This is a genomic window from Mesorhizobium sp. M0771, assembly GCF_040320155.1.
Classification (GTDB): Bacteria; Pseudomonadota; Alphaproteobacteria; order Rhizobiales; family Rhizobiaceae; genus Mesorhizobium.
Genome location: NZ_JAMYPC010000004.1, coordinates 12,922 through 25,422 on the forward strand (window position 1 = coordinate 12,922; position 12,501 = coordinate 25,422).

Annotated in this window: 14 protein-coding genes and 1 pseudogene; 7 read left to right on the plus strand and 8 right to left on the minus strand. The window is 63.2% G+C overall.

What is annotated here, in order from left to right:
• Positions 1–18: 18 nt before the first annotated feature.
• Positions 19–876, minus strand: a complete 858-nt coding sequence (locus NKI05_RS07335; protein ID WP_023814552.1) for an SMP-30/gluconolactonase/LRE family protein — start codon at positions 874–876, stop codon at positions 19–21.
• 116 nt (positions 877–992) lie between these two features.
• Here NKI05_RS07335 and NKI05_RS07340 point away from each other — a divergent pair, with 116 nt between their 5' ends.
• Both NKI05_RS07340 and NKI05_RS07345 read left to right on the plus strand, forming a co-directional pair.
• Entirely contained in the window at positions 993–1,793 is an 801-nt protein-coding gene (locus tag NKI05_RS07340; RefSeq protein ID WP_352792290.1) for a helix-turn-helix domain-containing protein, read from the plus strand.
• Between the two features lie 116 nt (positions 1,794–1,909).
• Positions 1,910–3,286, plus strand: coding sequence for an adenylate/guanylate cyclase domain-containing protein (locus NKI05_RS07345; RefSeq protein WP_023814550.1), 1,377 nt, complete (start codon positions 1,910–1,912; stop codon positions 3,284–3,286).
• A 142-nt stretch (positions 3,287–3,428) separates the two neighbouring features.
• Here NKI05_RS07345 and NKI05_RS07350 read toward each other — a convergent pair whose 3' ends face one another.
• Together NKI05_RS07350 and NKI05_RS07355 are read right to left on the minus strand one after the other, a co-directional pair.
• The gene (locus NKI05_RS07350) at positions 3,429–3,725 is read right to left on the minus strand and encodes a YciI family protein (RefSeq protein ID WP_023703852.1); all 297 of its coding nucleotides are present in this window, start codon (positions 3,723–3,725) and stop codon (positions 3,429–3,431) included.
• A gap of 64 nt (positions 3,726–3,789) precedes the next feature.
• Positions 3,790–4,617, minus strand: a complete 828-nt coding sequence (locus NKI05_RS07355) for an oxidoreductase (RefSeq protein WP_352792291.1) — start codon at positions 4,615–4,617, stop codon at positions 3,790–3,792.
• Between the two features lie 123 nt (positions 4,618–4,740).
• Here NKI05_RS07355 and NKI05_RS07360 point away from each other — a divergent pair, with 123 nt between their 5' ends.
• Positions 4,741–5,331, plus strand: a complete 591-nt coding sequence (locus NKI05_RS07360) for a TetR/AcrR family transcriptional regulator (protein ID WP_023673283.1) — start codon at positions 4,741–4,743, stop codon at positions 5,329–5,331.
• Positions 5,332–5,338: 7 nt separating this feature from the next.
• On the opposite strand, the gene NKI05_RS07365 is transcribed toward NKI05_RS07360, so the two are convergent.
• The 3 genes from NKI05_RS07365 to NKI05_RS07375 form a co-directional block, all read right to left on the minus strand.
• Positions 5,339–6,139 carry a C40 family peptidase gene (locus NKI05_RS07365; protein WP_023755335.1) on the minus strand — a complete coding sequence of 267 codons (801 nt, stop codon included), beginning with the start codon at positions 6,137–6,139 and terminating at the stop codon, positions 5,339–5,341.
• Positions 6,140–6,180: 41 nt separating this feature from the next.
• Complete coding sequence (locus NKI05_RS07370; protein WP_023814549.1) at positions 6,181–7,119, minus strand: CHAD domain-containing protein; 939 nt, start codon at positions 7,117–7,119, stop codon at positions 6,181–6,183.
• An 86-nt stretch (positions 7,120–7,205) separates the two neighbouring features.
• Positions 7,206–7,703, minus strand: coding sequence for a CYTH domain-containing protein (locus NKI05_RS07375; RefSeq protein WP_023814548.1), 498 nt, complete (start codon positions 7,701–7,703; stop codon positions 7,206–7,208).
• A 91-nt stretch (positions 7,704–7,794) separates the two neighbouring features.
• Between NKI05_RS07375 and NKI05_RS07380 the strand changes: the two genes are divergently transcribed.
• From NKI05_RS07380 to NKI05_RS07395, 4 genes are read left to right on the plus strand one after another with little or no spacing between them, the layout of a single operon-like run.
• Positions 7,795–8,499, plus strand: coding sequence for a CerR family C-terminal domain-containing protein (locus NKI05_RS07380; RefSeq protein ID WP_023814547.1), 705 nt, complete (start codon positions 7,795–7,797; stop codon positions 8,497–8,499).
• Positions 8,496–9,446 carry an HlyD family secretion protein gene (locus NKI05_RS07385; RefSeq protein WP_023814546.1) on the plus strand — a complete coding sequence of 317 codons (951 nt, stop codon included), beginning with the start codon at positions 8,496–8,498 and terminating at the stop codon, positions 9,444–9,446. The genes NKI05_RS07380 and NKI05_RS07385 overlap by 4 nt, the downstream gene beginning before the upstream one ends.
• A complete protein-coding gene (locus NKI05_RS07390; RefSeq protein WP_023696063.1) occupies positions 9,443–10,363 on the plus strand; it encodes an ABC transporter ATP-binding protein in 921 nt (306 codons plus the stop codon). The genes NKI05_RS07385 and NKI05_RS07390 overlap by 4 nt, the downstream gene beginning before the upstream one ends.
• Positions 10,360–11,496 (plus strand): ABC transporter permease, encoded by a 1,137-nt coding sequence (locus NKI05_RS07395; protein WP_023696062.1) that lies wholly within the window; start codon positions 10,360–10,362, stop codon positions 11,494–11,496. The genes NKI05_RS07390 and NKI05_RS07395 overlap by 4 nt, the downstream gene beginning before the upstream one ends.
• A 4-nt stretch (positions 11,497–11,500) precedes the next feature.
• On the opposite strand, the gene NKI05_RS07400 is transcribed toward NKI05_RS07395, so the two are convergent.
• Together NKI05_RS07400 and NKI05_RS07405 are read right to left on the minus strand one after the other, a co-directional pair.
• The gene (locus NKI05_RS07400) at positions 11,501–12,100 is read right to left on the minus strand and encodes a DNA-3-methyladenine glycosylase (RefSeq protein ID WP_023673291.1); all 600 of its coding nucleotides are present in this window, start codon (positions 12,098–12,100) and stop codon (positions 11,501–11,503) included.
• Positions 12,101–12,116: 16 nt separating this feature from the next.
• Positions 12,117–12,496, minus strand: a pseudogene (locus tag NKI05_RS07405) (nuclear transport factor 2 family protein).
• Positions 12,497–12,501: the final 5 nt, after the last annotated feature.

Consider the following 12,501-nt stretch of genomic DNA (forward strand, 5'->3'; position numbering starts at 1 on the left):
GCCGGCAAGTGTGCGCCGTCAGTCCAGGCTCAGCACCGCGATCTCGCCCTCGTTCATCAGCGGCACGAAAATCCGCGTGCCGTCTGTGCCGATATCGGCGCTGCCCGGCTTGAACTGCTCTACAGCCTCCGGCGCCTCGCCGACTTTGTACCTATAGAGCGTGCCGGTCATGAAGGCGGTGGCGTAGATGCTGTCGCCGATGGCGACGACGCCATCGAGGTCGGCAAAGTTTTGTGCGCTAGGCAGCGGCGTCACGGCTTTCGTCGCGAGATCGACCGACAGCAGGCCCCCGGGCGCGGCAGTGCTGAAGTCCGGCTTGATGCCCTTGCCCCAGGACGCCACGATCAGCCGACCTCCATCGGCAAAGATGCCGTTGGGCGCGGCGAGCTTCGCATCCTTCACGAACAGGTCCGGCTTGTCGCCGTCGATGCGGTAGATCGCATCGGCCAGCATGTCGGTGACATAGACCTTGCCCGATGAGTCCGATGTGACGTCGTTGAGGAAGACGGCACCGGGCACATCGATGGTCGAGACGAGCTTGCCGCTGGCGAGATCGACGATGCGCACCTTGGTGATATCGGCGACGTAGAGCTTGCCGCCGGAGATCGCCGAGCCTTTTGGTGCATCCATGCCGTCGGTCCAGTGCCGGCTAATGATCTTGCCGTCCAGCGACAGCACCGAGAGATAGCCGTTGCCGTCGGCCTCCCCGGGATTGCCGACGATGTTGGAGACGATGATGCGATTGTTGGCGGCGTCGAACAGCGCCGATTCGGGTTGCTCGAAGCCCGAGGCGCGCCAGAGTTCGGCGGCCTCGGCCGCAGGTGCGAGCGCGATACCGAAGGCGGCGACGCAAATCGAGGTGATGAGGGTTTTCACGGCCAGGTCTCCTGTGGTGGATGGCGGAGAGCTAGAGATGTCGATACTTTTCCGGAAGGGCGATTGCCGCTAGTATCGAAACGCGATACCAAATCGCGAGAAAAGAGGTGCATTCCATGAACGGCCTGATCTTCGAGGCGCTGAAGCGGACGCTGAAGGCCAAGGGCGTCACCTATCGTGAGCTTGCCGGGCGGATGGGCGTTTCCGAGCCGACGGTGAAGCGCATCTTCCACGAGCGCAACTGCAAGCTCGACCGTCTCGTCGGGATCTGCGCTGCCGCCGGCGTCGAGCTGGAAAACGTGCTGGGGTCGATGAACCGGGGGCCGGGACCGGTCAACCGCATCGCGCCGGAGGTCGAGCGCAAGCTTGCCGGCCGGCCGGCGTTGCTGTTCATCTTCGTCATGCTGTCGGAGAAATTTACGCCCGAGGGCGTCATGCGCTCGCAAGGCTTGAGCGAAGCGTCGATGTTCCTCTATCTGCGCGATCTCGAAGCGCTCGGCCTCATTGCGCTGGGCAGCGGGTTGTCGGCACGGCTGCTGGTCGACACACCGATCCAGTGGAATTTCGAAGGGCCGCTCAGGCCGCTATTCGAGATGACAAACAAGAATTTCATCGGCTGGGCGATCACCCATCTGGAGCGGGAAGCGACCTTCGTCTCTTTCTCCAGGCGGATGCGGCCGGAGACGGCGGAGATGGTGAAGCGCGAGGCGAAGGAACTGGCCGAGCGCGCCAAACTGCTCGCCCATCACGACCAGCACACGACGCCGGAAGACGGGCTGACCGGCTACAAATGGACATTTGCTTTTGGCGCAACCCCGTTTCCGGCGATCATGCCGATCGGCCCGCACCCCAGGGATGCCGGTGCGTCCGACCGGCCCACCGCTCCGGCAAAGGGACGCCGCCCGTTGCCGGCTTGACGCGCCAGCCGCGTTTCAAAAACGAAACCATGATAGAGTTCGCGCGCTGATTTGCCAGACTGTACGGGGCGGGTTTGCCGAATGCGTGACCGTCACCGCAAAATCGAAGTGATCCTATGCCGACCGCGCCAACACTTGAACTTCGCCGCTATTCGCGCCTGAAAAATTTGCGGGAGCGCGCAGAACGCCAGGGTGCTGCATTGCAGTTCTGGGCGCGCACGGCATCGCTCGCCGTGATCTCCTGCTTCTTTTCATTGATCAGCCGCTGGGATGCCTCGCTGCTCTTCGTGCTGGCGGGCCTCGCGCTGTTCCAGCTCGTCGGCCTGATCCAGTTTCGCTTTGCGCGCCGTCGCAACGCGCCATGGTGGATCGGTTACCTCGTCGGTACGCTGGACATCATTCTGTTGACCGTTCTGCTGGTAACGCCCAACCCGTTTTCCCTCGAGGTCGCGCCGGCTGCGATGCAACTGCGCGAGGGCAGCTTCAAATTCCTGCTGATTTTCGTATGCCTTGGCGCGCTGACCCTTTCGACGCGATTGGCGCTCTATCTCGGCGCGCTCGCGGCCTTGACGTGGACGATCGGGGTGGGATGGGTGGTTTTGCATGCGGGAACCGTCATTCCGGCAACGAACCTCTATTCGCTGCCGATGACAGAGCGACTGAATCTCTATCTCAACCCCAATTTCGTCGATACGTTCGCGCAGGCGACCAATGTGTTGGTTGTCCTGATTATCGGCGCGATCATGGCGCTGGTCGTCTCTCGTTCCCGGCATCTGTCGGAAGACTATGTCAAGGCAGAGCGCGCCCGCGCCAATCTCGCCCGGCATTTTTCGCCCAATGTCGTCGACCAGCTCGCCTCGGATGACGAGCCCTTCGGTCCGGTCCGCCGGCAGGATATCGCGGTGCTGTTCGCCGACATCGTCGGCTTCACACACTATTCCGAGGATCATCCGGCCGAAGCAGTGTTCGAACTACTGCGTCAGTTCCACCGTCGCATGGAGCAGGTCGTTTTCGACCACCATGGCACCGTCGACAACTATATCGGCGATTGCATCATGGCGACCTTCGGGGTTCCGCAAGCCAGCCATGACGACGCAACCCGGGCCATCCGGTGCGCTGAAGCGATGATCGCCGCTATCGAAGACTGGAATGTCCAGCGTGTGTCCAGGGGATATCCGCCGCTGGACGTTCGGATCGGTGCACAATATGGCGCCGTCGTCCTCGGCGCGGTCGGCAGCGAGCGCAACCTGTCCTTCGCGGTGGTGGGCGACACCGTCAACGTCGCCAGCCGTTTGCAGGCGCTCTGCCGGGAGCTTCAGGCGAATATTTGCTTTGGGTCACGACTGATCGAGGCCGCGAAGGCGGAATCGCCCACGACACGGTTGAATGCGCGCGACCATGGACCGGTTAGCATCCGCGGCCGGGACGAACCGGTCCATGTCTGGGTCGAACACAGAGCCGAAAACCAGGGCGCTATTGCGGTTTCGGCGTGATGCAGGCCGCCATGTGAGACGCTTGCACCTCGGCAGGATGGACGCCAGAAACCTCGACAGGATCGCGCCCGCCAGCGTGCGCAAAGCTGGCCCGTTCGAGAGCGACTTTCGCTGCCGCATCGATGCGGTTTGGTCGAAATGGTTAGCCGTGCGTTTTCAAATGCAGCATCGGATGGTGTTCGTAGTGCCCGGCGCCATTCTTCACGATCGGGTCCTCCGAGGTGATCGCCTCTATGTCCAGATCATCGGCAATCCGATAGAGCGACACCCCATAACCGCCAGCCGGGTCCATCACGGGGCCGTGCGCGACGATAAGCCTCTTTTCAAGCAGGTCATCCAGGAATGCTCCGTGCTGCTTCATCCACTCTTCCTCATCGGTGGTCATCGTTGCCAGAAAGTCGGAACGCGGCGGAATATATTTGCACAAATAGGACTTCATTCGTCGCTCCTCGGCGAAAGGAGGCTCGCCTGCCGGACTGGCCTGGCGATGCCGTGATTTTAGATCAATCGGCCACGCCCATCTGCTTGCGGAAGCTCTTGTCGAACATGTTTTCGGGCACGAAGCGCCGCATGAAGCGAAGACGGCCTGCCGTTTTGCCAGGCGTATAGCGCATGCTCGGCGTCTTTTCGGTGGCGGCCTGTACCACTTTGTCGGCCACGGCTTCCACCGGATCGCCGCTCGCGATTCTGTTGCGCCAGGTCGAATTCATGGCTGAGCGCCCCTGTTCGTAGACGCCGGAAATCCGGTCAGGCTGTTCGGCGTTCTCTTCCAGTCCGGTGCGGGTGAAGGCGGGCTCGACAAGGGAAACCCTGATGCCGAACGTTCGAAGTTCGCGATCGAGCGACTCGGAATATCCTTCGACTGCGTGTTTGGTGGCGGTGTAGAGGGCGGTGAATGGCCCCGGCAGGAAACCGGACACCGAACTGATGTTGATGATCCGGCCCTCGCCCTGTCTGCGCATGATGGGCAGCACTTCATTGGTCATGCGAACGATGCCGAAGACATTTATGTCGAACAGGCTTTGGGCTTGAGCGACCGATGATTCCTCGGCGCCGCCGATCAGGCTGCGGCCCGCATTGTTTACCAGTACGTCGATCCGGCCGGCGAGGGCGACAACTTGCTTGATGGCGTCTCTGACGGACCCATCATCGGTGACGTCGCAAGGGACCATGTGAATGCCCTGACGCACTTCGTTGGGCGCAGCTCGGCGGCTGGTGCCGAACACGCGATACCCCGCCCGGATGAGCGCAAGTCCGGCCGCATGCCCGATGCCACCCGAAGCGCCGGTGATCAGCGCGATCTTCTCGGCGCGCGACTGAACTTGTGTCATCTCAACTTTCCTGCGTAATGATTATGATCGTAATCATTGGGTGATAATGACCGCCATAATCATTGTCAAGCGCCTCCGCCACGTCTTATATGTCGATCATCATCAATAGGAGAGGATGCGGTCGTGAAGGTGAGCAAGGAGATGGTCGAGTTAAATCGAGAGCGGGTCATCGATACCGCCGCAAAGCTCTTCCGCGAACAAGGGATCGACGGGATCGGCATTGCCGATCTGATGAGCGCGGCCGGGCTTACCCACGGAGGCTTCTACCGACAATTCAAGTCGAAGGACGACCTCATCGTTCAGGCCATGCAGCGGGCCTTCAGTGACATGAGCGCCGATCTATCCGCCCGGCTCGCTTCGACCGATACTCCGTTTGAGACGCTCGTGCGCCACTACATCTCGGACCATCATCGCGACAATCCGGGGCACGGATGCAGCCTCACCGCACTGGCGGCCGATGCCGCCCGGCACGACGATCCAGCGCTTCGATCGTTCTTCGGAAGCATCGTCAGCAATTATGTCGCGTTGATCATTTCACTCCTGCCGGGAAGCGACCCGGCCGCGAAGCGGAGTGCCGCGATCGCATTCCTAGCGGAAATGGTCGGATCGGTGATCCTCTCCCGCGTCGTGCCCGATCCGACGCTTTCCGCTGAGATCATCGACACTGTCTCGAATGATCTCATAGGGCGCCACTCGCCATCGGCGCCGGTTTGAATGGTTGCTATTCGGCGGCCTTCGCCTCAGCGGCCCTATCTTCCCAGGTCACCGCCCGGTAGTCGAACCCAAATTCCAGCGTCGGTTTCACGATGCGGAAGAAGGGTGACAGGTCGAAGTCGCGCGGCGTGTAGAGCGAGTGGTGGCGGATGTGCAGGATTTCGCGGCGCGAATAGTTCGACTGCGCCGAGGCGCGGCCGGGCGCGCGGGTGATCTCGGGCAGGATCGGGTAGCGGATCTCGCCATAGGCTTCGGCGATCAGCGTCGAGCAGATGGCGCGGGTCGGATCGCCGGAACCGAAAGCCAGCATGCGGCGGCGCCAGCGCACCGGCACCGGTGGCGTCGGCAGGAAAAAGCGCAGCATGTCGAAAATGTTCTTGAGATCGTATTTCAGGCCGAGCTTGCCGATCATGAAGGCGACGACATGGTCGCGGTCTTCCGGGGTCAGCCCGCTCGCCCGGCAGATACGGGTATTGTAGGTGCGGTAGCGCGACAGCGGCACGGCGACACAGCCTTCGCCGAGCGTGACTTCGATCAGCCGACGCCGTTCCGATCCGTCCTCCGGCTCGGACAAGGCATCGCCGATATAGAAAGCCGCATGCGACCAGGTCGACTGTGTCAGGTATTTGATTGCCGCCGAGATCTTCTGGTTGCCTTCGATGAGCAGGATGTCGCCGGGCTCGAGCGTGCGCCGCAACGTCTCGGCGTCGGACGGCGTGTAGGGCTCATAGCCGGAGGATTCGTCCTGCAGCCGGCCGGCAAGCCAGCGGCCAAGGCGGTCGAGAAGCGTGTCGCGCGGCGCGGTCATGGCAAAGTGTGACTAGCACGAGGTGACGTCCTCGGCCATGATCAACCGACCGGGACCTCTTCCGACGATGCCGGGCCGGCGAGGTCGTCGCGCGCATTGCGCGCGAGTTTCTTCGTCGAGCGCTTGGGGCTGTCGCCGAACAACTCGGCCGCTCCGGCAAGGCAGCTCTTCTTCAGGCTTTTTTCCGAGCGCTTCAAAAGCTTGCCAAGAAGCCTTGTGTCCTGCGCATCGCCGAGCGGCTCACCGTCGGCCTCGAGCAACACGCGCATGACGAAGACGTCGTGCAGTTCGCCGAGTTTTTCGCCAAGTTCATCAACTGCCTTGCGCCGCACCTTGATCGGCGTCGGCCACAGCCGGCCGAGCAGCGACAAATGCATCGAGTGGGTCTTGGCAGCCTTGCGCAGATCGTGGAAATCCTCTCCTTCGCCGCGCGATCCCGCCCGGTCCAGCGCCTTCCTGGCACGGCGCAAGGTCTTGCGAGCGCCTTCCGCAAGCACATCGGCTGCATGCTCAGGCAGATCGGGGAGCAGCAGCCGCTCTATCCTGATGAGGCCTTCCTCGCAGGCGGCGGTGGCCGCGCCTATGGCGGCGTCGAGGCCGGCGCCGGCATGCGTTTCATGCTGGCGGGCAATCAGCCGGTCGCGCACGCTGTCGAGGCCGCCGCCGGCAACCTGCTCGGGAAAGGCGGCTGCCAGCCGGTCGACGGTCTCGACCAGCGCGGTCGCCTCGCGCGGCCCGGCAAGCAGCGCCGCCACCTGACGGTAGCATTGGTTCTCAGTCCGACAGAATGTTTCATTTCCGGAACGGACCAGCCGCAGCAAGGCGCGCGCGCTCTTCAGCCGCTTGCGGCATTTGTGCAATGCCTGCTCCGGCTGGTCGCGCGCGACGGCCAGATGGGCAAGCGCCTTGCCGATCTCCTCGCCAAGGATACGCCTGACCTCGCCGGTCAGCGGCAGGCGCGGATCGATGCGAAAGCTCATGCGGCGATCTCCGGAATCCCCCTAGAGCATGATGCCGAAAAGTGTGAAGCGGTTTTCGGACGACATCATGGTCCATCTCTTTTGATTTAGAGCCGGATTCCGATTTTAGGTCGACCCGACCTAAAATCATCCGGCTCTAGGGCGAGCGACGCGTTGTAAAATCTCTGCTCGCCGGTCACTTCGCGGCCGAGCCAATCAGGCAGCATGTCGTCAGGTACATCCTCCGGCGTCTCCAGTTCGGCCACCACAAGGCCGGCTAGGATCCCGCCGAAAACATCGACTTCGTAGAGATAGCCGCGATGCCTAACATGGTGGCGTGTCTTCTCGATGACATGTCCGATGGCGAAGGCCAGCATCTCCTCGGCATCAGTCAGAGGAATTTCATATTCGTATTCGTCGCGCTCGCGGATCTTGCTGCCGAATTTGAGCGTCAGCTTCGCCGAACTGCCGTCGCTGATGCGCACGCGCACGGTGCGGCCAGGTGCTGCGGCAAGATAGAACTGGCGAATGCGTATATTCGCCTCGGCCATTTCTAGCCATTCGGCGCTGGAGACCAGGAACTTGCGTTCGACTTCCTTGCCCATGGCCGCGCACTAAAGCGTCTGCGGCCCGACATGGCAAGCGGCCGTAGACAATCAATTTGACTTTAATCAATCGATTGATTAAACAGGCCACATGATCAAATCCGCGCCCGACAAAATGCCTCGCCAGGAGACATCGCCCGCCGAGCAGACGCGCGCCGCACTGGTGCTGGCCGCGCTCAAACTGTTCGGGCGGCAGGGCTTCGACGGCACCTCGACGCGCGAGATCGCGGCGGAGGCGAAGGCCAACATCGGCTCCATCGCCTATCATTTCGGCGGCAAGGAAGGGCTCCGCGGGGCCGCCGCCGACCACATCGTCGAGACCATCCAGGCGGTTGCCGGCCAGGCGCTCGGCGGCATGCAGCTGCAAGGTCAAGCCAGTTCAGAGACGGCGCGGGCGCAGCTCTCGACCGCATTGGAGCGGATGGTAGGATTTATCGTCGCCCGGCCGGAGGCGGGCGATATCGTACAATTCGTACTTAGAGAGTTGTCGCATCCGACGGCCGCCCTCGACCGCATCTATGACGGGGTGTTCGAACCGACGCATCGCCGCCTCTGCCAGATCTGGGAACAGGCGACGGGCGAGCCGGCCGAAAGCGAGGCCACCAAGCTCGTGGTCTTCACGCTGATCGGCCAGGTCATCTATTTCCGCATCGGCCGCGAAGCAGTGATGCGTCGTATGGGCTGGCGCGAGATCGGTAACACCGAAGCCGCCAAGGTGGTGGCGGCGGTCACAAGCAATCTTGGCGCCATACTGGCGGCCCGAAATCCGGTCGCCCGCAAGGAGGGCAAGCGATGAGTTTTCTCTGTTCCCTGCCGCTCGTGGCCCAGCTGTTCGGCGCCTGCGCGCCGGCAGCGCCGCTTGCCGTCGGCTATGTCGAGGGCGACTATGTCTTGCTGGCGCCGATCGAAGTGGCGCAGGTCGAGACCGTCGCGGTCAAGCGCGGCGACCGTGTTGTATCAGGCACGCCTGTGGTGACTCTCGAAAGCGCCGACGCAAAAATCGCCGTCGCCCAGGCAGAGGCCGCGCTCGCCCAGGCGCAGGCGCAGCTGGCCGACCTGCAGATCGGCAAGCGGCCGGAGGAGATCGCGGTGCTGAAGGCCGAGGTCGACATGGCCAAGGCCCAGGCCACGGATGCCAAGCGCAAATACGACCGCGCCGCCGACCTGTTCAAGCGCGGTGCCGGCACGCAGGCCGACTACGACACCGCCGCCGCGACGCTGGAGACAGCCAATGCGCAGGTCGGCCAGGCGCAGGCCAACCTCGCCGTCGGCGGTCTGCCTGCGCGTCCCGAAACGATCAAGGCGGCAGACAATCAGGTCAAACAGGCACAGTCGGCGTTGGAACAGGCTGAGTGGCGGCTATCGAAGCGCGTGCTGGCGGCACCCTCGCCCGGCCGCATCAATGACGTCATCCGCAATCCCGGCGACACCGCTGGTCCGACCGCGCCTGTCATTTCGATGTTGCCGGACGGTGCGGTAAAGCTCAGCGTCTATGTCCCGGAAAGTGCGTTCTCGTCGATCAAGGTCGGCACGCTGCTTGTCGTCCATTGCGACGGCTGCGGGCCGGAGGTGAAGGCGCGCGTCAGCTATGTCTCGCCCGACCCGGAATTCACCCCGCCGGTGATCTACTCACTCGAGAACCGGCAGAAGCTGGTCTACCTCGTCGAGGCGCGGCCTGAGGGCAAGGCGCAAGCGCTGCAGCCGGGACAGATCGTCGATGTCGAGCTGGCGGCCTCAAAATGAACGCCATCGACGTTCATGGCCTGGTCAAGCGTTTCGGCGACAAGACCGTCGTCGACCATGTGACGATGACGGTGGCCGAGGGCGAGATCGTCGGCTTTCTCGGGCCCAACGGGTCCGGCAAGACGACGACCATCCGCATCATGTGCGGCCTGCTGACGCCCGACGAGGGCGAAGGTACGGTGCTGGGTTTCAACATCCGCACCGAGTCGCTCCGCATCAAGCGCGAAGTCGGCTACATGACGCAGAAATTCTCGTTCTACGAGGATTTGACGATAGGCGAGAATCTCGAATTCGTGGCGCGGCTCTACCGGCTGAAGCCGGTCGAGGAGCATGTGTCGAAGACGCTGGAAGAGCTTGGCCTGACGAGCCGCCGCGACCAGCTCGCCGGCACGCTGTCGGGCGGCTGGAAGCAGCGGCTGGCACTGGCCGCCTGCATCATGCACAAGCCGAAGCTGCTGCTGCTCGACGAGCCGACCGCCGGCGTCGATCCGAAGGCGCGGCGCGAATTCTGGGACGAGATCCACCGGCTGGCGAGCGGCGGTCTGACCGTGCTGGTCTCCACCCATTACATGGACGAGGCCGAGCGCTGCCACCGCATCAGCTACATCTCCTACGGCAAGATGCTGGCCACCGGCACGGTGGACGAGGTGGTGACGAATGCCGGTCTGACCACCTTCGTGCTGCAGGGACCGCGCCTCGACCAGGTCGCCGATGCACTCAGGGACCGGCCCGGCGTCGACCAGGTGGCGCCGTTCGGCGCGACGCTGCATGTCGTCGGCTCCGACAAGGCAAAGCTCGAAAAGGCGCTCGCCGATGTCGAGAAGGAGCACAAGGGCGTCAGCGTAAAACCCGGCGAGACCAGCCTCGAGGACGTCTTCATCCAGTTCATGTCCGGCTCGAAGGACAATATGGCATGAACAGCGTCTTCTCCTTCGCCAGGCTCGGTGCGCTGCTGATCAAGGAATTCATCCAGATGCGGCGCGACCGCATCACCTTCGCCATGATGCTGGGCGTGCCGCTTTTGCAGCTGGTGCTGTTCGGCTACGCTATCAACAACGATCCCAAAAGCCTGCCTGCCGCACTGGTGGCGACCAGCAACGACCCCTACACCCGCGCCATTGTCGCAGCCCTGCAGACGACCGGCTACTACCGCTTCGACCATGTCGCGCAAAGTGCCGAGGATGCCGAATTCCTGATGGCGCGCGGCGATGTCGCCTTCGTCGTCACCATCCCGGCCGATTTCGGCCGCCGGGTGGAGCGTGGCGACAATCCGCAGATCCTGATCGAGGCCGACGCCACCGACCCGGCCGCCGCCAGCGGCGCCATCTCGACGCTAAGCAAAGTGGCCAGCCAGGCGCTGCTTCGGGCGCAAGGCATGCAGGAGGCGGCGAGTGAGGCCGCCAGGGGCCAGCTCGATGTGGTGGTGCACCAGCGCTACAATCCGGAAGGCATCTCGCAATACAACATCGTGCCCGGCCTGCTCGGCGTCATCCTGCAGATGACCCTGGTGATGATGACCTCGATCGCGCTGACCCGCGAGACCGAGCGCGGCACGATGGAAAACCTGCTCGCCATGCCGTCCAGCCCGTTCGAGATCATGCTGGGCAAGGTGCTGCCCTATCTTGTGGTCGGTGGCGTCCAGGTGGTGGTGGTGCTGGCGGCGTCGAAGCTTCTGTTCGCCATTCCTTTCACCGGCTCGATGTCGCTGCTGCTTACAGCCGTATTGGTGTTCGTGCTGGCGCTGGTGCTGCTTGGCTACACCATCTCGACCATCGCCCGCACGCAGATGCAGGCGCTGCAGCTGACCTTCTTCTTCTTCCTGCCGTCGATCCTTTTGTCCGGCTTCATGTTCCCCTATCGCGGCATGCCGGGCTGGGCGCAGACCTTCGGCGAGATTTTTCCGCTGACGCATTTTCTGCGCATCACCCGCGCGGTGATGCTGAAGGGCGCCGAACTGCCGGCGGTTGCGGGCGAGATCGCCTGGCTGGTCGGGTTCGTGGCCTTGTTTGCCGGCGTCGCATTGGTGCGGTTCAGGCGCACGCTCGACTGAGCGTTCAGGAATTGAGCGATCGCGGACCGCTGACGAACGGACTGCCCCTGACATAGAACCGCAGCGGGCGGTCCGCATCCTTCGTGATGCCGATGCGGATGCCTTGGCCGATGTCGCCGGCCTGATGCTCGTCGGCTGCCAGCCATAGCGGGCCTTGGCGGCACAGATCGAGGCCGTCCAGCGAACGGTCGATCCGCAATGCCTGGGCGAGCCGCCCCGGCCCGCGCGCCAGGTCGCGCAGGCGCTCCACGCCCCGGTTCAGCCGCATGATGGCGATGCCTTCGAGCGGCTCCAGCGCCCGGATCAGCACGCCGGTACCGGTGCCCGGCCCCTCGCTCGAGACATTGAGCATCCAGGAGACCCCATAGGCGAGGTAGACGTAGGCGTGTCCGGGCCCGAGGAACAGCGAACGGTTGCGCGGCGTCATGCCGCGATAGCCGTGCCCGGCGGCGTCGCCGGTGACATAGGCCTCGGTCTCGACGATACGGCCGCTGACGATGCCTTCCGGCAGCTCCCGCACCACGAGCTTGCCGATGAGATAGCGGGCGAGATCGGCCGTATCATCAGGCAGTTCGGCACGATCGAGCGGATGGTGGCCGGTCATCTACCGCCGCCGTGTTTCAAGGTATCCGTTCGACCCATTGCGCGCGCGACTGCCCCGGCTCGAACGGATCGCCGAAATACTGGGTCTCGCGAACCACTTTGCCATCGACGAACTCCATGATGCTCACCGTATAGGACGGAATCCCGTCATAGGTCAGGACATATTCGGTGATCCAGAGGTCGCCTGACCCGGTGATCCGCCGCACGGCAAAGCGCTTCCGGTTGGGCTGCGTGGCGCGCGACGACTGGATGTTGTGCCGTCCGCTGATGCGCTCGCCTGATTGCGGATAATCGAGCACCGCGTCCTCGCGATAGATCTGATGCTCCGTCTCGAGATCATGGCATCGGAGGCAGCCCAATGGCGATGGAGAGCCGCCCTTATCTCAGCGTCTGCCATATCGG

Bases quoted from the DNA above. Each gene is read 5' to 3' on its own strand.
- NKI05_RS07350 (WP_023703852.1), bottom strand. From the start codon at position 3,725: ATGAAGTCCTATTTGTGCAAATATATTCCGCCGCGTTCCGACTTTCTG.
- NKI05_RS07380 (WP_023814547.1), top strand. From the start codon at position 7,795: ATGATCAAATCCGCGCCCGACAAAATGCCTCGCCAGGAGACATCGCCC.
- NKI05_RS07340 (WP_352792290.1), top strand. From the start codon at position 993: ATGAACGGCCTGATCTTCGAGGCGCTGAAGCGGACGCTGAAGGCCAAG.
- NKI05_RS07345 (WP_023814550.1), top strand. From the start codon at position 1,910: ATGCCGACCGCGCCAACACTTGAACTTCGCCGCTATTCGCGCCTGAAA.
- NKI05_RS07390 (WP_023696063.1), top strand. From the start codon at position 9,443: ATGAACGCCATCGACGTTCATGGCCTGGTCAAGCGTTTCGGCGACAAG.
- NKI05_RS07370 (WP_023814549.1), bottom strand. From the start codon at position 7,119: ATGAGCTTTCGCATCGATCCGCGCCTGCCGCTGACCGGCGAGGTCAGG.
- NKI05_RS07355 (WP_352792291.1), bottom strand. From the start codon at position 4,617: ATGACACAAGTTCAGTCGCGCGCCGAGAAGATCGCGCTGATCACCGGC.
- NKI05_RS07395 (WP_023696062.1), top strand. From the start codon at position 10,360: ATGAACAGCGTCTTCTCCTTCGCCAGGCTCGGTGCGCTGCTGATCAAG.
- NKI05_RS07385 (WP_023814546.1), top strand. From the start codon at position 8,496: ATGAGTTTTCTCTGTTCCCTGCCGCTCGTGGCCCAGCTGTTCGGCGCC.
- NKI05_RS07375 (WP_023814548.1), bottom strand. From the start codon at position 7,703: ATGGGCAAGGAAGTCGAACGCAAGTTCCTGGTCTCCAGCGCCGAATGG.
- NKI05_RS07365 (WP_023755335.1), bottom strand. From the start codon at position 6,139: ATGACCGCGCCGCGCGACACGCTTCTCGACCGCCTTGGCCGCTGGCTT.
- NKI05_RS07400 (WP_023673291.1), bottom strand. From the start codon at position 12,100: ATGACCGGCCACCATCCGCTCGATCGTGCCGAACTGCCTGATGATACG.